The organism is Marinobacterium sediminicola, assembly GCF_022343685.1.
Taxonomy (GTDB): domain Bacteria; phylum Pseudomonadota; class Gammaproteobacteria; order Pseudomonadales; family Balneatricaceae; genus Marinobacterium; species Marinobacterium sediminicola.
Genome location: NZ_CP092123.1, coordinates 532,359 through 550,437 on the forward strand (window position 1 = coordinate 532,359; position 18,079 = coordinate 550,437).

General features: G+C 54.5%; 14 protein-coding genes and 4 tRNA genes. 15 read left to right on the plus strand and 3 right to left on the minus strand.

All coding sequences use genetic code 11. From position 1 onward, the window contains the following. The first annotated feature begins 44 nt into the window (after positions 1 to 44). The 13 genes from recA (at position 45) to LN244_RS02560 (ending at position 11,761) form a co-directional block, all read left to right on the plus strand. Positions 45 to 1,088 carry a recombinase RecA gene (gene recA / locus LN244_RS02500; RefSeq protein WP_239041292.1) on the plus strand — a complete coding sequence of 348 codons (1,044 nt, stop codon included), beginning with the start codon at positions 45 to 47 and terminating at the stop codon, positions 1,086 to 1,088. 63 nt (positions 1,089 to 1,151) lie between these two features. Continuing rightward, a complete protein-coding gene (locus LN244_RS02505) occupies positions 1,152 to 1,622 on the plus strand; it encodes a regulatory protein RecX (RefSeq protein ID WP_239041293.1) in 471 nt (156 codons plus the stop codon). A gap of 167 nt (positions 1,623 to 1,789) precedes the next feature. Continuing rightward, the gene (gene alaS / locus LN244_RS02510; protein ID WP_239042354.1) at positions 1,790 to 4,384 is read left to right on the plus strand and encodes an alanine--tRNA ligase; all 2,595 of its coding nucleotides are present in this window, start codon (positions 1,790 to 1,792) and stop codon (positions 4,382 to 4,384) included. A gap of 54 nt (positions 4,385 to 4,438) precedes the next feature. After that, entirely contained in the window at positions 4,439 to 5,674 is a 1,236-nt protein-coding gene (locus LN244_RS02515; protein ID WP_239041294.1) for an aspartate kinase, read from the plus strand. Positions 5,675 to 5,866: 192 nt separating this feature from the next. After that, complete coding sequence (gene csrA / locus LN244_RS02520; RefSeq protein WP_239041295.1) at positions 5,867 to 6,055, plus strand: carbon storage regulator CsrA; 189 nt, start codon at positions 5,867 to 5,869, stop codon at positions 6,053 to 6,055. 64 nt (positions 6,056 to 6,119) lie between these two features. After that, positions 6,120 to 6,207: transfer RNA gene (locus tag LN244_RS02525), tRNA-Ser, on the plus strand. Between the two features lie 8 nt (positions 6,208 to 6,215). After that, positions 6,216 to 6,292, plus strand: a tRNA-Arg gene (locus tag LN244_RS02530). Positions 6,293 to 6,323: 31 nt separating this feature from the next. Then, positions 6,324 to 6,400 (plus strand) — tRNA-Arg (locus LN244_RS02535). Positions 6,401 to 6,421: 21 nt separating this feature from the next. Continuing rightward, positions 6,422 to 6,498, plus strand: a tRNA-Arg gene (locus LN244_RS02540). Between the two features lie 70 nt (positions 6,499 to 6,568). Next, positions 6,569 to 8,029, plus strand: coding sequence for a tRNA uracil 4-sulfurtransferase ThiI (gene thiI, locus LN244_RS02545; RefSeq protein ID WP_239041296.1), 1,461 nt, complete (start codon positions 6,569 to 6,571; stop codon positions 8,027 to 8,029). A gap of 348 nt (positions 8,030 to 8,377) precedes the next feature. Continuing rightward, positions 8,378 to 8,623 carry an OadG family protein gene (locus LN244_RS02550; protein WP_239041297.1) on the plus strand — a complete coding sequence of 82 codons (246 nt, stop codon included), beginning with the start codon at positions 8,378 to 8,380 and terminating at the stop codon, positions 8,621 to 8,623. A gap of 40 nt (positions 8,624 to 8,663) precedes the next feature. Beyond that, complete coding sequence (gene oadA / locus LN244_RS02555; protein ID WP_239041298.1) at positions 8,664 to 10,448, plus strand: sodium-extruding oxaloacetate decarboxylase subunit alpha; 1,785 nt, start codon at positions 8,664 to 8,666, stop codon at positions 10,446 to 10,448. An 11-nt stretch (positions 10,449 to 10,459) separates the two neighbouring features. Beyond that, the gene (locus tag LN244_RS02560) at positions 10,460 to 11,761 is read left to right on the plus strand and encodes a sodium ion-translocating decarboxylase subunit beta (protein ID WP_239041299.1); all 1,302 of its coding nucleotides are present in this window, start codon (positions 10,460 to 10,462) and stop codon (positions 11,759 to 11,761) included. Positions 11,762 to 11,869: 108 nt separating this feature from the next. Here the strand turns inward: LN244_RS02560 and LN244_RS02565 are convergent, their stop codons facing one another. Continuing rightward, on the minus strand, positions 11,870 to 12,793 hold the full coding sequence (locus LN244_RS02565) for a histone deacetylase family protein (protein WP_239041300.1): 924 nt from the start codon (positions 12,791 to 12,793) through the stop codon (positions 11,870 to 11,872). A gap of 312 nt (positions 12,794 to 13,105) precedes the next feature. Between LN244_RS02565 and LN244_RS02570 the strand changes: the two genes are divergently transcribed. Next, positions 13,106 to 14,704 (plus strand): tetratricopeptide repeat protein, encoded by a 1,599-nt coding sequence (locus tag LN244_RS02570; protein ID WP_239041301.1) that lies wholly within the window; start codon positions 13,106 to 13,108, stop codon positions 14,702 to 14,704. 4 nt (positions 14,705 to 14,708) lie between these two features. Here LN244_RS02570 and LN244_RS02575 read toward each other — a convergent pair whose 3' ends face one another. Beyond that, complete coding sequence (locus LN244_RS02575) at positions 14,709 to 16,244, minus strand: cryptochrome/photolyase family protein (protein ID WP_239041302.1); 1,536 nt, start codon at positions 16,242 to 16,244, stop codon at positions 14,709 to 14,711. Between the two features lie 145 nt (positions 16,245 to 16,389). After that, positions 16,390 to 16,626, minus strand: a complete 237-nt coding sequence (locus LN244_RS02580) for a hypothetical protein (protein WP_239041303.1) — start codon at positions 16,624 to 16,626, stop codon at positions 16,390 to 16,392. 177 nt (positions 16,627 to 16,803) lie between these two features. Here LN244_RS02580 and LN244_RS02585 point away from each other — a divergent pair, with 177 nt between their 5' ends. Further along, positions 16,804 to 18,045: a diguanylate cyclase gene (locus LN244_RS02585; protein WP_239041304.1), complete on the plus strand. Its 1,242-nt coding sequence runs from the start codon at positions 16,804 to 16,806 to the stop codon at positions 18,043 to 18,045. Positions 18,046 to 18,079: the final 34 nt, after the last annotated feature.

Sequence of the window (18,079 nt, forward strand, 5' to 3'; positions counted from 1 at the left end):
AGATATACAGTATTTTAACCCCTCGGCTAATGAAAGGTTTCCCGATGGACGCAAACAGAAAGAAAGCGTTGGATGCAGCACTGTCACAGATTGAACGTCAGTTCGGCAAGGGCGCGGTTATGCGCATGGGGGATCAGCCCCGTGAAGCCATCCCGGCGGTGTCAACCGGTTCGCTGGGCCTGGATATCGCACTGGGTATCGGTGGATTGCCTTACGGTCGAGTGGTTGAGATCTATGGCCCCGAATCTTCCGGCAAAACCACGCTGACGCTGCAGGTCATTGCTGAAGCGCAGAAACAGGGGAAAACCTGTGCCTTCGTTGATGCCGAGCATGCACTGGACCCGGTCTACGCTGAAAAACTGGGTGTGGACGTGGATGCGTTGCTGGTGTCTCAGCCGGACACCGGTGAACAGGCGCTGGAAATTACCGACATGCTGACCCGTTCGGGGGCTGTAGACGTGATCATCGTCGACTCAGTAGCAGCACTGGTACCGAAGGCAGAGATTGAAGGTGAAATGGGTGATTCCCATGTTGGTCTGCAGGCGCGTTTGATGTCGCAGGCGCTGCGTAAACTGACTGGCAGCGTCAAGCAGTCCAACTGCCTGCTGGTGTTCATCAACCAGATTCGTATGAAGATTGGTGTGATGTTCGGTAACCCTGAAACCACAACTGGTGGTAACGCGCTGAAGTTTTACGCGTCCGTTCGTCTTGATATTCGCCGCACCGGTGCGGTCAAGCAGGGCGACGAGGTTGTGGGCAACGAAACGCGCGTTAAGGTCGTCAAGAACAAGGTGTCACCGCCGTTCCGTCAGGCCGAGTTCCAGATCCTGTATGGTCAGGGCATTTACCATATGGGTGAGGTGGTTGACCTTGGCGTTCAGCAGGGCCTGGTCGATAAATCCGGTGCCTGGTACGCCTACAAGGGCGACAAGATCGGACAGGGTAAGGCTAATGCAGCCAAGTACCTGGAAGATCATCCGGAAGTGGCGCAGGAAATCGAAAACGAAATCCGTGCCCAGCTGCTTAACGTGCCCAAGCCCAAAGAGGCTGCAGTACCGGCTGAAGAAGCAGGACAGCTGGATCTTTGATCTGGGGCTGTTGATCAAACCACAGGGGCCTTTTGGCCCCTGTTTGGTTTAGGGGAAATGTAAATGGCCAAAGCACTGGAAACGCTGGCAAATGTTCGTAATGCGGCCATTGCGCTGTTGGCGAGAAGGGAATACAGCCGTGCCGAACTTGAGCAAAAGTTGCGAGGGCGAACCCCGGATGGCAGGTTGCTGATGGAGGCCCTGGACCAGCTTCAGGCCGACGGATATCAGAGTGATCAGCGGTTTACCGAAGTTTTTGTTCGCAGCAGGCTGAGTGCAGGCTATGGACAGGTCAGGATTCGGCAGGAACTGCAACGCAAGGGGATAGGCCGCGAGCAGATTGAGCAGGTTTTGCAGCAGCATGAAATCGATAGCCGGCAGTTGGCGCTGGATTGTTATCAGCGCCGTTTTGGCGAAGAGCCACCCAAGGACCATAAAGACTACGCAAAGCGCATGCGCTTCATGATCAGTCGCGGCTTTGGCTATGATGATGCTCGCTACGCGCTTGCCTGCAAGGGGGATGAATACGACTAAAATCAACAGGTCTGTGCATAAAAGCGGGCGCAAAACCTATCGTACATTTTTTGCCCGCGTTATATACTTGGCGGCTAATTTTTGCGTACAAATGCCCGCTTTTTACTCGATGAAAAGCGGTCTGTCGTGCCAACCAGTACAGACGCAACGGACCTTATATGAACTACATGACAAGTGCGGAGATCCGCCAGGCATTTCTCGATTACTTCAACCAGCAGGGACATGAGATTGTTGCCTCCAGTCCGCTGATTCCGGGTAACGATCCGACGCTGCTGTTCACCAACGCAGGCATGGTGCAGTTCAAGGATGTGTTCCTTGGCTCTGATCAGCGTCCTTACAGCCGTGCGACAACCTCACAGCGCTGCGTGCGTGCCGGCGGTAAGCACAACGACCTTGAGAATGTCGGCTACACCGCACGTCATCACACCTTCTTCGAAATGCTCGGCAACTTCAGCTTCGGTGATTATTTCAAGCGTGAAGCGATCAAGTTTGCCTGGGAGTTTCTGACCAAGCGTCTGGGTCTGCCGGAAGAGCGCCTGTGGGTAACCGTGCACTACACGGATGACGAAGCCGAGAAGATCTGGAAGGAAGAGATGGGGATCAACCCCGAACGCTTTTCCAAACTGGATGAAGACAACTTCTGGGCCATGGGTGATACCGGCCCCTGCGGTCCCTGCACAGAGATTTTCTTCGACCATGGTCCTGACGTGGCGGGCGGGCCTCCGGGCAGCCCGGACGAAGATGGCGACCGCTATATCGAAATCTGGAACCTGGTGTTCATGCAGTACAACCGCTCTGCCGATGGCACCATGGAGCCGCTGGCGCGTCCCAGCATCGATACCGGTATGGGGCTTGAGCGTGTAGCTGCGGTGATGCAGGGCGTACACAGCAACTACGAGATCGACCTGTTCCAGAACCTGCTCAAGGCAACGGCTAGCGTGTTGGGGCTGGACAGCATCGACAGCAAGTCGCTGCGTGTTATCGCCGACCATATCCGTTCCTGCTCGTTCCTGATTGCCGATGGCGTGCTGCCGTCAAACGAAGGACGTGGCTATGTGCTGCGCCGCATTATGCGTCGTGCCATTCGTCACGGTAACAAACTGGGTGCAACTGAACCTTTCTTCCACAAGCTGGTAGCACCCTTGGTCAAGGAGATGGGCGAGGCTTATCCTGAACTGGCCAAGATGCAGGATCAGGTGGAGCGAATCCTGCTCAAAGAAGAGCAGCAGTTCGCCCGAACGCTGGATCATGGCATGCAGTTGCTGACCCAGGCGATTGCCGAACTCGAGGGTAGCGTCATTCCGGGTGAAACCGTATTCCGTCTGTATGACACCTACGGTTTCCCGGTTGACCTGACCGCGGATGTTGCTCGTGAGCACGAGCTTACACTGGATATGGATGGCTTCGAGCAGGCGATGGAAGCTCAGCGTGAGCGTGCCCGTGCGTCTGGCCAGTTCTCCGTAGACTACAATGACCAGATCAAGCTGGAAGGCAGCACGGCCTTCACCGGCTATGATCGTCTTGAAGATCGGTCTGAAGTGGTGGCGCTTTATCGTGAGGGCGAAGCTGTCAACCAGTTGTCAGCGGGCGAGACCGGTGTGGTGGTGCTGAAGAATACGGCCTTCTATGCCGAGTCCGGTGGTCAGGCCGGCGATCAGGGCTTGTTGCGCTGGGACCGTGGTCAGTTTGATGTAAACGACTGTACCAAGGAAAGCGGACATCACCTGCACCACGGAGTCCTGAGTGAGGGCGTATTGCAGGTGGGTGATCAGGTGGTGACCGAAGTTGATATGGGCAAGCGTCAGGCGACTGCTCTGAATCACTCGGCGACACACCTGTTGCATGCTGCCCTGCGCAAAGTGCTGGGTGATCATGTACAGCAGAAAGGCTCTTTGGTTAACGCTGACCGTCTGCGTTTCGATTTCGCTCACTTCGAGGCCATGACCGCAGAGCAGGTTGCTGCTGTCGAAACGATGGTAAATGAACAGATTCGCGCCAACACTGCCGTCGAAACGGAACTGATGGAACTTGATGCCGCCAAGGCAAAAGGAGCCATGGCTCTGTTCGGTGAGAAGTACGATGCTGAAGTCCGTGTGCTGAGCATGGGAGGTGACTTCTCTGTGGAACTGTGCGGTGGTACTCATGCCAAGCGTACCGGTGATATCGGTCTGCTGAAAATTGTTGCCGAAAGCGGTATTGCATCAGGTGTACGTCGTATCGAAGCTGTGACCGGTGCGGGTGCACTGCAGTGGGTCAACAGCAATGAGCAGGCGCTTGGCGAGATAGCTGCGCTGGTCAAAGGCTCGCGTGAGAGTGCACTGGAAAAAGTGCGCAGCCTGAATGAACGCAGCCGGCAGCTGGAGAAAGAAATTGAACGCCTGGCAGCCAAGCTGGCCAGCGCTCAAAGCGGTGACCTGCTGAGCCAGGTTCAGGACGTGAGCGGTATCAAGGTCCTGGCCGCCAAACTGGAAGGCGTTGAACCCAAGGCCCTGCGCGACACTCTGGATCAGCTCAAGAGCAAGTTGGGTAGCGGTGTGGTGGTACTGATCACGGCTCAGGATGACAAGGTCAGCCTGATTGCTGGTGTCACCAAGGATTTGACCGGTCAGATCAAGGCGGGTGACCTGGTGCGTGAACTGGCATCACGCCTTGGCGGTAAAGGGGGCGGTCGCCCGGACATGGCTCAGGGTGGGGGCACTGATGTGAGTGCTGTCCCTGCGGCTCTGCAAGCAGTGCCCGAGCTGGTTGCGGCAAGCCTGTAAGTAAGTCAGGCGCTGCCGGTTTCGAGCGACCGGCAGCCAGATGGAAACTGGAAAATGGCGTTATACGTTCAAAAATACGGTGGTACCTCTGTTGGCTCTGTGGAGCGCATCCAGGCGGTCGCCGATAAGGTCAAGGGTTTTCGTCAGCAGGGGCATGACATTGTTGTTGTCGTCTCTGCCATGAGTGGCGAAACCAACCGCTTGATTGCGCTGGCTAATGAGATGCAGGAGCGTCCGGATCCGCGAGAGCTGGACACGCTGCTTTCAACCGGTGAACAGGTCACCATAGCACTGCTGTGCATGGCGCTGAAACAGCGAGGGGTTGATGCACGCTCATACACGGGGGCGCAGGTCCGCATTCTAACTGATCAGTACCATACCAAGGCGCGTATTCAGGATATCGAGACTGAGCGCATGCGCGCCGACCTGGCTCAGGGGCGTGTGGTCGTGGTTGCAGGGTTTCAGGGCGTGGATACTGACGGCAATATCACCACCCTTGGGCGTGGTGGTTCTGATACCACGGGCGTTGCACTTGCTGCAGCACTGAAGGCGGATGAGTGTCAGATCTATACCGATGTGGATGGCGTGTACACGACCGATCCGCGTGTCGTCGAGGGAGCTCGTCGCCTGGAAAAGATCACTTTCGAAGAGATGCTTGAAATGGCAAGCCTGGGTTCGAAGGTGCTGCAGATCCGCTCGGTGGAGTTTGCAGGCAAATACAAGGTTCCATTGCGTGTATTGTCCAGTTTCCAGGATGGCCCTGGCACACTGATTACGATAGAGGATGATGAGACTGTGGAAAAACCGGTTATCTCAGGTATTGCGTTCAACCGCGATGAAGCCAAACTGACGGTCGTGGGTGTGCCGGATATTCCGGGAGTCGCCTCCAGAATTCTTGGGCCAATCAGCCGAGCCAATATCGAAGTCGATATGATTGTGCAGAATATTGCCGCTGATCAGACCACCGATTTTACCTTTACAGTGCACAGGAACGACTATGATAAAGCTGAGCAGGTGCTGCAGCAGGTCGTTAAGGAACTCGGCGCGCGGGAAGCGATCGGAAACAACAAGATCGCCAAAGTGTCGATTGTCGGTGTCGGCATGCGTTCACATGCAGGCGTTGCCAGCAAAATGTTCGATGCGCTTGCGGCAGAAAATATCAATATCCAGATGATCTCGACCTCTGAAATCAAGGTATCAGTGGTTATAGCCGAGAAATATCTGGAGTTGGCAGTGCGTGCGCTGCATTCGGCGTTCGATCTGGATGCATCTGATACAGTCCGCGAGTAACGACAGTATCGGATGACGGGGGCCAACATCTGTTCTATAGTACCGTTCTAGGCCCCCTCAAAAGCAGTTTGGAGCGGTTTTTGCCCATTCGTAGTCAACCTGGATGTTCTAAGGACGTAGGGGTAATGGTGTGAATCTGCTTCAAAGAGAAAGAATTCAGCGCCCAACAGGACAATTTAAGGAGAGCCACAAATGCTGATTCTAACCCGCCGCGTTGGCGAAACACTTATGGTTGGTGATGATGTCACCGTAACCGTACTCGGTGTGAAAGGTAACCAAGTCCGCATCGGTGTAAATGCGCCCAAGGATGTCTCTGTTCATCGTGAAGAGATTTACCAGCGCATTCAGCGTGAAAAGTCACAAGACAACGACCAAGAGTAATTTTTTTAAAATATCTCTTTCCTTTTAAAAATCAGTCTTGTAACATACGCGCCGTTGTTGACGAGGTGAGTTGGCCGAGTGGCTGAAGGCGCGCCCCTGCTAAGGGCGTATACCGCAAGGTATCGAGGGTTCGAATCCCTCACTCACCGCCATTTGATGTGCGCCCGTAGCTCAGCTGGATAGAGTACCTGGCTACGAACCAGGCGGTCAGAGGTTCGAATCCTCTCGGGCGCGCCATCTCAAGGCAACAACAATTGAAAACATGTGTGCGCCCGTAGCTCAGCTGGATAGAGTACCTGGCTACGAACCAGGCGGTCAGAGGTTCGAATCCTCTCGGGCGCGCCATCTTTTCCATCCTTTCGGTATGCGCCCGTAGCTCAGCTGGATAGAGTACCTGGCTACGAACCAGGCGGTCAGAGGTTCGAATCCTCTCGGGCGCGCCATCCCCTTTCTGATTATTTCCATCATCGTAAGCCGGGCGTTTCGTCTGATTTCCATCAATCCGGAACTACTATGAAATTCATTGCCAAGCTGTTTCCTGAAATCACGATCAAGAGCCGTCCTGTTCGCCGTCGTCTCATCCAGCGCCTGCAGAGCAACCTGCAGATATTGCTCAAACGCCTTGATGAGGATATCAAGGTCAGTGGCTTCTGGGACAAGGTCGAAGTGAGCTTCCAGGGACAGAATGATGAGCTTGGCCGTCAGATTGTGGACGAGATGCAGCGTGTACCGGGTATTCAGAACTTTCTGGAAGTCCAGGAATATCCGCTGGTCGACTTTGACAATGCCTTCCAGCTGACCCGTGAGGCTTATGCGGAACGTCTGAAGGGCAAAACCTTCAAGGTGCGCGTCAAACGTACCGGTCAACATGATTTTACCTCTGTGGAGCTGGAGCGCTATATCGGTGGCGGTTTGCGCGAGCATACCGAGGCTGCTGGTGTTGATGTGCGCAACCCTGATGTGTGGGTCGATCTCGAAGTACGTGACAACACGCTTTTCGTGGTGACGGCGATACACAAGGGGCTGGGCGGTTATCCTTTGGGTACACAGGAAGACGTATTGTCACTGATTTCGGGTGGCTTCGATTCTGTCGTAGCGTCCTACATGACCATGCGCCGTGGCAGCAAGACCCATTTCCTGTTTTTCAATTTGGGCGGTCATGCACATGAAATCGGCGTCAAGCAGGTCGCGCTATATCTGTGGAAGCGTTACGGCGCCTCAGCGAGGGTCAAATTCATCACCGTGCCTTTCGAAGAGGTGGTGGGCGAAATCCTCCAGTCGGTGCATCACTCTCACATGGGGGTAGTGCTCAAGCGTATGATGATGCGTGCCGCTGACAAGGTGGCAGACCGTATGCAGCTCAACGCCATCGTTACTGGTGAAAGCGTCGCGCAGGTTTCTAGCCAAACACTGCCTAACCTGCGTCTGATCGATGAAAGTTGCGAGCATCTGGTGTTGCGTCCTCTGGTGACCATGGATAAGCCGGAGATCATCGATATCTCGCGCCAGATCGGTGCCTTCGACTTTGCCAGTGCCATGCCGGAGTACTGTGGGGTTATTTCCGATAAGCCGACAACGCATGCTCGCCGTGAGCGGGTCGAAGCGGAAGAAAGTAATTTTGATTTCGAGACGCTGGAGCGCGCCCTTGAGCAGGCTGAGGTGATTCGGATTGATGATATTGTGGAAAATCATAATATCAATTCTGAGATTGAGGCGATGACCCGTGTTGCTGACAATCAGACGCTGGTCGATATCCGTCCGCCACGGGAACAGGAACGTAAGCCGCTGAATATGCCTGGCTGTGATGTTCGTATCATTCCGTTTTATCAGCTGGAAACCGAGTTTCCGACATTGCCCGAGGAGCGGGAATACCTGCTCTACTGCGATAAGGGTGTAATGTCACAGATGCATGCGCAGCATCTGCACGAGTTGGGTTACAACAACGTCAAAGTCTTCCGTCCAGCCACTCGATGAGTGGCTTTTTTTTGTGTCGAATTTGTAAATTAGCCAAAAGGCTAAGTGTCATTGTTGCATTAATGAAACACCTCTGCGTTAATGTCGACATTATTGTCGCAAAATAAGCTTGAAGCTGTATGAAATGTAAAAAAATTACAGATTGTCGACAATCTTGCAATTGCCCCCTTGGTTTGCGTTAGAATAGATTCGTTCGATCATGGGGCATCTGCTGATAGCTATTTGCAGTCAAACCTCATAGTCTGGACATCCGTCTGTCGTCCCGGCTCTGAAACCAGGAGAGCTGAGTGCGGCCAAAAGCCGCCGGCAGGCCCCAGGGTTTAGAATTACAACAGGAGCACCCACAAGATGGATAATCTGTTCTCGGAAGGCCTCACTCTTATGGCCTTCGGCATGGGTTTCGTCTTCGTCTTTCTGACGTTGCTGGTGTTTGCCACTGGCATCATGTCGCGGTTGGCTACACGCTATCTGCCTGAGCCGGTAGCCAAGGCGCCCAAAGCCCGTCCCCAGCCTGCGGCTGCAGGGGCAAGTGCCAACAACGACGAATTAGTCGCGGCCATCACGGCAGCGGTACACAAGTACCGTTCCAAGTGATGCGGTGAATAACAAGAAATCTGAAAGGAAAGGCTAACTCATGTCAGACGTAAAAAAACCGCTAGGCATTACCGACGTCGTTCTGCGTGATGCGCATCAGTCTCTGTTTGCGACCCGTCTGCGACTCGACGATATGCTGCCGATTGCCGAAAAGCTGGATAAAATCGGCTTTTGGTCCCTTGAAAGCTGGGGTGGTGCCACCTTCGACTCCTGTATCCGTTACCTGGGTGAAGATCCCTGGACTCGCATTCGTGAACTGAAAGCGGTCATGCCCAACACCAAGCAGCAGATGCTGCTGCGCGGCCAGAACCTGCTGGGCTACCGCCACTATGCTGACGATGTTGTCGACAAGTTCGTCGAGCGCGCAGCGACCAATGGCGTAGATGTGTTCCGTATCTTCGACGCCATGAACGATCCGCGTAACCTGGAGCGAGCCATCAAGGCAGTCAAGAACTGTGGCAAGCACGCTCAGGGCACTATTTCCTACACCACCAGCCCGGTTCACACCATCGAGACTTGGGTCGATTACGCCAAGACTCTGGAAGACCTGGGGGCCGATTCCATTGCGATCAAGGATATGTCCGGCATTCTGACGCCGTACAATGCCTTTGACCTGATCTCCCGCCTGAAGGCTCAGACCGGCCTGGAAGTTCAGTTCCATGCCCACGCCACTGCGGGTCTCTCTGACATGACGATCCTGAAAGCTGTAGAAGCGGGTGTGGATCGTGTCGATACTGCCATTTCCTCCATGTCCATGACCTACGGTCACACTGCGACTGAATCGGTTGTGGCCGCGCTTGCGGGTACCGATCGTGATACCGGTCTTGACCTGAAGGCGCTGGAAGAAATTGCCGCGTACTTCCGTGAAGTCCGGAAGAAGTATGCCAAGTTTGAAGGTTCCCTGCGTGGTACCGATTCCCGCATCCTGGTTGCTCAGGTGCCAGGTGGTATGCTGACCAACATGGAAAGCCAGCTCAAGGAACAGGGCGCCGCCGACAAGTTCGACGAAGTACTGGCCGAGATTCCGCGTGTGCGTGAAGACCTGGGCTATATCCCTCTGGTAACCCCGACGTCCCAGATTGTGGGTACTCAGGCGGTTATCAACGTGCTGATGGGCGAGCGTTACAAGACTATCTCCAAGGAAGTACAGGGCATCCTGAAGGGTGAGTATGGTGCTGCACCGGCACCTTACAATGCTGAGCTTCAGGCCCGTGTACTCGAAGGCAAGGAGCCTCTGACCTGCCGTCCTGCTGACCAGTTGCAGCCTGAAGTCGAAAAGCTGACCGCTGAGCTGAAGCAGATTGCCAGTGAAAAGGACATCAATCTTGAGCAGGGTGACAAGGAGATCGATGACGTTCTGACCTACGCTCTGTTCCCGCAGATTGGCCTGAAGTTCCTGGAAAACCGCGGTAATCCCGACGCATTTGAACCTGTACCGACTCTTGAGGACGCAAAACCCATGGCAACCAAGAAAAACAACGGACCTGAAGTTTATACCATCAATGTCAACGGCCAGAACTACGTGGTTCAGGTGACCGAAGGTGGTGATGTTTCCTCTATCCAGTCAGCTCCTGCCGCAGCTCCGGCAGTTGCAGCTCCTGCAGCTGGCTCCGGTGAGCCGGTTCCTGCACCGCTGGCAGGTAACATCTGGAAAGTACAGGTGGCTGCTGGTCAGGCCGTACAGGAAGGTGATGTCCTGGTCATTCTGGAAGCGATGAAGATGGAAACTGAAGTGCGTGCAGCGCGTGCCGGCACCATCGTCTCTGTTGATGTCAAAGAGGGCGACGCCGTACAGGTCGGCGACTCTCTGGTGACCCTGGCCTAAGGTAACGCCGCATGGAAAAGCTACTTGATCTATGGCAGGCATCGGGGATTTACAATATCTCCTTCGGCCAGCTGACGATGATGATCATCGGCCTGGTGTTGCTCTACCTTGCGATCCGCAAGAACTTCGAGCCGCTCCTGCTGGTTCCGATCGGCTTCGGCGGTATTCTGGCGAACATCCCTGAAGCGGGTCTGGCAATGTCGGCGGTGGAAAATGCGATCCATTTTGCCAAGCCGGAAGTGTTGCAGGCCCTGGCAAATGTTCTGGGTGTGAATGGCACTGATGCGCATGAATTGGCACACGTGTATCACAACTCCAACGCCAGCACCCATGCGGCAGCTGCGTTGGTTGCTCAGGATGCCGGTTACAGCAATGGCATGCTGTATAACTTCTATACCATCGCCATTGCCTCGGGTGCTGCACCGCTGCTGATCTTCATGGGCGTGGGTGCAATGACCGACTTCGGTCCGCTGCTGGCCAACCCGAAGACCCTGTTCCTGGGGGCGGCAGCACAGTTCGGTATCTTCGCGACTGTGCTTGGCGCTGTCGGTTTGACTAGTCTGGGTCTCATGGACTTCAGCATTCAGGATGCGGCAGCCATCGGTATCATCGGTGGTGCGGACGGCCCGACGGCTATCTATGTAGCCAGCATGCTGGCACCGCATCTGCTGGGTGCAATCGCGGTAGCAGCCTACTCCTACATGGCGCTGGTACCGCTGATCCAGCCGCCGATCATGCGTGCGCTGACCACTGAAGCCGAGCGCAAGATCAGCATGAGCCAGCTGCGTCACGTGTCCAAAATCGAAAAGATCATGTTCCCGATCCTGCTGTTGATCCTGGTAGCGCTGCTGCTGCCGGATGCTGCACCGCTGTTGGGTATGTTCTGCTTTGGTAACCTGATGCGGGAGTGTGGTGTAGTTGATCGTCTGAGTGACACCGCTCAGAACGCACTGATCAACATCGTGACCATCTTCCTCGGCCTGTCCGTGGGCTCCAAGCTGTCTGCCGACAAGTTCCTGGATGTACAGACCCTGGGCATTCTGGTGCTGGGTATTGTCGCCTTCGGTATTGGCACTGCGGCTGGTGTATTGATGGCTAAATTGCTGAACAAACTGGAAGGTGGCAATGCCATCAACCCGTTGATCGGCTCGGCTGGCGTATCCGCTGTTCCCATGGCGGCCCGCGTCTCCAATAAACTGGGTCTGGAAGCCAACCCGCAGAACTTCCTGCTGATGCATGCCATGGGTCCGAACGTGGCTGGCGTAATTGGCTCGGCGGTTGCGGCTGGTGTGATGATCAAGTTTGTAGGCTGATTCTCAAGCCGTTCCAAATGAAAACGGAGCCTCAGGGCTCCGTTTTTTGTTGGCTGTTTTCCTCAGTTGCACAGTGAGGATGCTATTCGTCCGAATGAACGGACCGGTTCAGAAACCGGCCAGGACTTCCAGATGAGCCTGGACGCTGAAAGCGAGCGGCACCGGGTTATATCCCCCCTCGAGCACGGAAACAATGCGACCGCCACAGTGCTCATCGGCAAACTGCTTGATTACCTGAGTGACTTTTCGATAGTCCTCTTCTTCCAGGTTCAGGTCGGCCATCGGGTCTTCCTTGTGAGCATCAAAGCCGGCCGATATGAAAATCATGTCAGGGCGGTGCTCGTGTAATGCCGGCAGCCATTTTTCCTCGATCGCACGATGGAATACATGAGGTTCTGTATGTGCCGCGATGGGGCAGTTGACGATATTGGGGCGGTCGATCTCGTGATAGCGTTCAGGGTAGTAGGGGTGCTGGAAGGTTGAGCACACAAGTACCTCGGGGCGGTCCTTGAAAATATCCACCGTACCGTTGCAGTGGTGAACGTCAAAATCCAGAATGGCAACTTTCTGAATCCCGGGTTGCAGCAGTGCGTGAGCGGCACCTATGGCGACGTTGTTGTAGAGGCAAAAACCCATCGCGAGGTTGTATTCCGCATGATGGCCGGGAGGCCGTACCGCACAGAAGGCGTTATTGGCCTTGCCGGCCAGTACACGGTTGGTCGCAAGGATAACACCACCGGCCGCAAGGCTCGCGGCATGCAGCGAGTCCGGGCAGAGTGCAGTATCGTCGTCTGTGTAGTGAACCCCCGACTGTGGCTGCTTGGCTTCCAGCCGCTTGTGGTGCAGCTTGTGGTGTGCCAGTGAGATCTGCTCGTCGGTAACGGGCACCGCAGTGACCTGATCCAGTTGGTCGATGAGGCCGGTGCGTTGCAACACCTTGTGAATAGCTGCTAACCGAACTGGGCTCTCCGGATGCTCGGGGCCCATGTTATGCAGCATGCAGTCCTTGTGTGTAATAAATGCGGTCGTCATAGCGATAGCCTGTTCCTCTATTGTCGACATTCTAGAGGAAAAAGTAGTGACCGAGGCTTAGGCGAAGGTCTTAATTCTTCTTAAACCCTAGTCTCTGTATTGATATTTGACCTCGGTCATGAGTCCTGCGACAAAGGTCCTCTATAGTGTTCAGACAGCATAGAACTGTCTTTGACGCCGAGCATCGCCCCCGATGCTCGGTGTTTTTTTATCAGTCTCCCTCTCTTCCTGTGCTTCTTGCTGCACCTAAGGCTCTGTATACTGAATACAATTTCCAACAACAGTATCAGACTTGAAGGTGGACCGGCCACGGTGGCTTCTCGCAACATCGACTACACCCACAAAAAGGTTCTGCTGATCGACAGCAGTGGCAACCTGCGCTCGACCATCTTCTACATGTTGCGTGAGCTGGGTGTGCGAAATGTCAAAGCGACGACCGTCAATGAAAAAGTGCTTCAGCTGATTCAGGAAGAGTCTTTTGACATCATCCTGCTGGGACACAACAGCAGCGATGCTGTCACGGGGCTACAGCTGCTGGAGGAAGCGCGTTTCCGCGGTTTTATCCGTCCCACTGCTGGCTGGATCTTCATGACCAGTGATGCTTCTCAGGAAGTCGTGTTGCACGCCATCGACAGTCGTCCTGATGATCTGTTGACGCGCCCCTTTTCCATTGAAGAGTTGAAAAGTCGTTTGGACAACCTGGTACTGCGAAAGGAGGTCATGGCTCCCGTTGAGCAGGCGATCGAGGCCGGTGATCTTGAAGCGGCTGTTCAGGCCTGTGACGATTTGCCGCGTCAGGATGCCAACCGGGACTATGCTCGTCGTCTGAAGGCCAGTCTGCTGCTACAGCTCCATCGGCCCGATGAGGCCTATGCTGTCCTTGAGCCCGCATTCTGGCAGACGCCGGACAAGGAACTTGGGCTATGCATGGCTCAGGCACTGGTTGCCATGAGGCGATTGGCAGAAGCCCAGGATTTGCTTGAGAGCCTGATTGAACATTACCCTCTGCTGATTGCCGCCTATGACCTCATGGCTCAGGTTTGCGAGCAGAGTGGGGATCTTGATGGCGCCAGAGAGATGTTGCAGCTGGCGACGTCCAAGGCACCTCTGGGTATTCCCCGGCAGATGGAATTGGGCAGGGTCGCTACGCAGACCCGGGTGCTGGAATTGGCAGAAGGGGCATACCGTAAATCCATAGCCCTTGGGCGCAACAGTTGCTATCGCTCACCTGAGCCCTACTTGAGGCTGGCCAATATTCGTCGCTTAGAGATGCAGGGGGCCGACATTCGCCGACAGATCGAGCTCCGCAACGAATTGGATGCACATCTGAATAAGGCCGAGTACAGTTTTCCGGGGGATGCGGCACTGAAGGTGAGAACGGCCTTGCTGCGTGCCAATGTGGCTCAGGATCTGGGTGAAATGCAGGAGGCCCACAAGTACCGGCAGGACGCGGAGCGTCGCAACGCCGAGCTGGATCTACCCCTGCAGCTGGAGCGTGAGTCGTTGATTCTGGCGGGTGATCATGTTCCGGTTCTGGAGCCTGAACCAGAGGTAGTCGACACGGGCACTCAGCGTGATCAGGGCATGAGTGACAAGGTTAATCGTTTGGGTGTTAAGCACTACCTGGCTGGTAAGCTTTCGCAAGCCATACGTTATTTCGGGCTGGCAATTGAATATGATCCGGGTAATGCTGCGGCACTGTTGAATCTGGCACAGCTGTTTATGGAAGCGGCCAGGGACAGTGACGGCAAGCGGGAGCAACGCCTGAAAATGGTTGATCGATACCTGCGTCTCACGGAGCGCCTGCCCTTGAATACTGCAGAGACGCTGCGCCAAAGCCAGTTGCGAATCTATCGTAAACAGCCACTGGAGGAACTGCCCGGCGGCAGCCTTGGTGTGTTACTGCGCTAGTGTGCTAGTCCAGTTGCTGCAAAAAGATTTGCGCGCTTCGATTGGTTTCCTCACGCAGTTCCTCTTTCATACGTTCAAGGTTTCGGTAGGCCAGTGCCATGCGGGGATTGTGGCGCAGCAGGTTGATATTCCGTTCCAGAAAGTGCCAGTACAGATAATTGAAGGGACAGGCGTTGGTCCCGGTTTTCTGCTTCACATCATAACGGCATCGGGTGCAGTAATTTGACATCCGGTTGATGTAAGCGCCTCCTGCGGCATAGGGCTTGCTGGCAAGAGCGCCGCCATCAGCATAGAGAATCATGCCGTGGACATTGGGCAGTTCCACCCACTCGTAAGCATCAGCGTAGACCAGCAGATACCACTCGTTGACTGCGGTCGGATCAATGCCTGCCAGCAGAGCAAAATTTCCCAACACCATCAGGCGCTGAATGTGGTGAGCGTAGGCATGTTTGTGTGTGTCCTGTATACACTGTTGCAGACAGTGCATATCGGTTTTTGCATCCCAATAAAAACCAGGCAATGGACGATCGGCCTGAAGGTAATTAAGTCTGGGATAGTCGGGCATCCACAGCCAGTAAAGACCTCGAACAAACTCTCTCCAACCCAGAATCTGACGAATGAAGCCCTCGACGGCGTTAAGGGGGGCGCTCCCGGATTCATAGGCTGCTTCAGCAGCGCGGATTGCCTGCATTGGATCAAGTAATCCCAGGTTGATGTATACGCTCAGGTGTGAGTGATACAGCCAAGGGTCTCCTGCTCGCATGGCGTCCTGATAGTCACCGAACAGCGGTAACCGTTCACGAATAAAACTGTCCAGAGCCTCTTTTGCGTGTGCGGCGGTCACACCCCACCCGAACTCATGCAGATCGCCAAAATGGTTATGAAATCGATCTTCGACCAGATCGATGACCTCTTGGGTGATACGATCCGGTGGAAAACGCACAGGTTTGGGAGGGCGCTGGGTGTCGGGCAAGGGATTACGGTTTTGTGCATCCAGATTCCAGTTGCCTCCCACCGGTTGTTCACCGTCCATGAGTAGTTTGTAGCGGCGTCGCATCCACCGATAAAAGTACTCCATGCGCAACTGTTTGCGTCCCTCTGTCCATTGGCGGAACTCTTCATGACGGCAGAGGAAACGATCGTCTTCGCGTACCTCAAGGGTGTATTCCGGGTGTGCCTGCTGCCATTGCTCAAACTGAAGCTTCAGACGGTACTCACCGGGTTCGGTCATTACGCAGTGTCGGCAATCGGAAGAAGACAGAATCTTTTCGATTTCAGCGGTAAAACTGCCACTGTTTTCCGTATCATCCAGCCGCAGGTAACGGACTTTGAATCCTTCTTCCTTCAGCTGCTTTGCAAAGTGGCGCATGGCCGAAAGTACGAGTACCAGTTTTTGTTTGTGGTGGCGTACATACGTTGCTTCCACACTGAGCTCGCACATCAGGATCAGGTCGTGACTCGGGTCTGCATCACGCAGACTGGAAATGTTCAGGTTGAGCTGATCTCCGAGAACGAGTCTAAGGCGGGGGGCATTGGGCATGGGCGTTTTCCGTGCATTTTAGGCATGGCTACGCATGTAAGCCTGGGGTGGATCTCTGTAAAGCACAGGCATAAAAAAACCCGCAAGGTAAACCTTGCGGGCCTAAACAACAAACAACAGATTAGGTATCAACACCCTGAAGCTGTCACGCAGTCTTGATCGCTTCCATGTGACGGGTCACATGGGCACCGATACGGTGACCGCTAACAGCGATTTCACCCTTCCAGCGCATCCAGGTCAGCAGTTCGCCAGCCTGTTTGTACAGTCGGGCAAAAGCACCAGGACCTTGTTCCTCAGAACAATCCGTGTAGCCCATGGCAACCAGCTCCAGGTGGATACGACGATCCTCACTCGGAAAACCGGTGTAGTGCTTTGCGTTCATAACAACACTCCCCAATATGTGTGTTAGACCTTAGTATTATATCGTGGTGATGATTGTGACACAACGGGCTGTACGAAATTTAGCCTTTGATGGGAATCAGTATCGGCTTTGTGCGCCTGCGTTATTCTTCTATGCTAAAAGGGTATTTCATCTGCTTCTATTTCAGCGGGGTCACTGTTGCGTAGGCTGGCGATTATCAATCTGCTGATCGTGTTGGGGTTAGGGCACGTGGTGGGGCTCTCCTGGCACATTAACCGTGAGGCAATAGAGGCCATATCACTGAAGGTGTTCAGTGTGCAGGGGCGTGCCGCTTTTGAGTTGATCCAAACGGCCCGGCACTGGAACGCAATTCAAGGCAAGGTGTATGTCCCGGTTTCAGAGGCGACGCCACCTAACCCTTACCTGCGAAACAAGGATCGGGATATCACCGATAACTTTGGGCGTAAGCTGACACAAGTTAACCCTGCATATATGACGCGACAGATCTCGGAGCTGTTACAGGGCTCAGAGATACAGATGCGCATCACCAGCCTTCAACCGATCAATCCTGCCAATCGCCCTGATGCCTGGGAAGCGGCAACCTTGCAGCAGTTTGAGCGCAGTGGTCAGCTTGAACGGGTCGAGAGAATCGGGGGACGTTATCGTTATTTCGCTGGCCTGACCATCCAGCCAGAGTGTATGCAATGTCATGAAGGTCAGGGGTATCGGATAGGGGATATCCGGGGCGGTATCGGCTTTAGCGTACCCGCCGTCCAGGTTGATCAGTTGGTCAGTGAGATGCAGCAAGGTTCCAGTCGAATCCATTTGCTGGTGTTCGTATTCCTGTCGATCATGGGGGTAAGCCTGTTCAGCCTGTTTTATCTGGTACGCAGTCGCCTGAGTGCCAGTGTTAAAGCCCAGGCCGAGTTGCAGCAATTGGTGGAGCGGGATGAGCTCACCGGAGTGTTGAGCCGAAGAGCCTTGATGGAGCAGTTATCCACAGAGATTAAGCGAAGTTCACGCTATGGCCAGGCGCTCAGTGTGCTGATGCTGGATCTTGATCACTTTAAACGTATCAACGATAGCTATGGGCACCCCTCAGGAGATCAGGTGCTGAAAGAAACTTCCAATGTGCTCCTGAGGCACCTGCGCGAAGTCGATTTTCTTGGTCGCTATGGTGGCGAAGAATTTACCGTCGTGCTGCCCAATACCGCTTGCCTGCAGGCTGAGCAGCTGGCAGAGCGGTTACGCGAGGCGGTATCAGACTGTCGAATTCAACTGCCGGGTGGTGAGCAGGTCCAGATCACGGTGAGCATCGGGGTGACAAGTTGCAGCCGAGGAGAGCTTGATGCAGAAGTACTGCTGGCTCATGCGGATAAAGCACTGTATTTGGCCAAGCAGCAGGGGCGCAATCGGATAGCTGTTCACGGTCAGGCCTGATGATGGTTTGAGTGCTGGGTGTTCGGGTGCGACG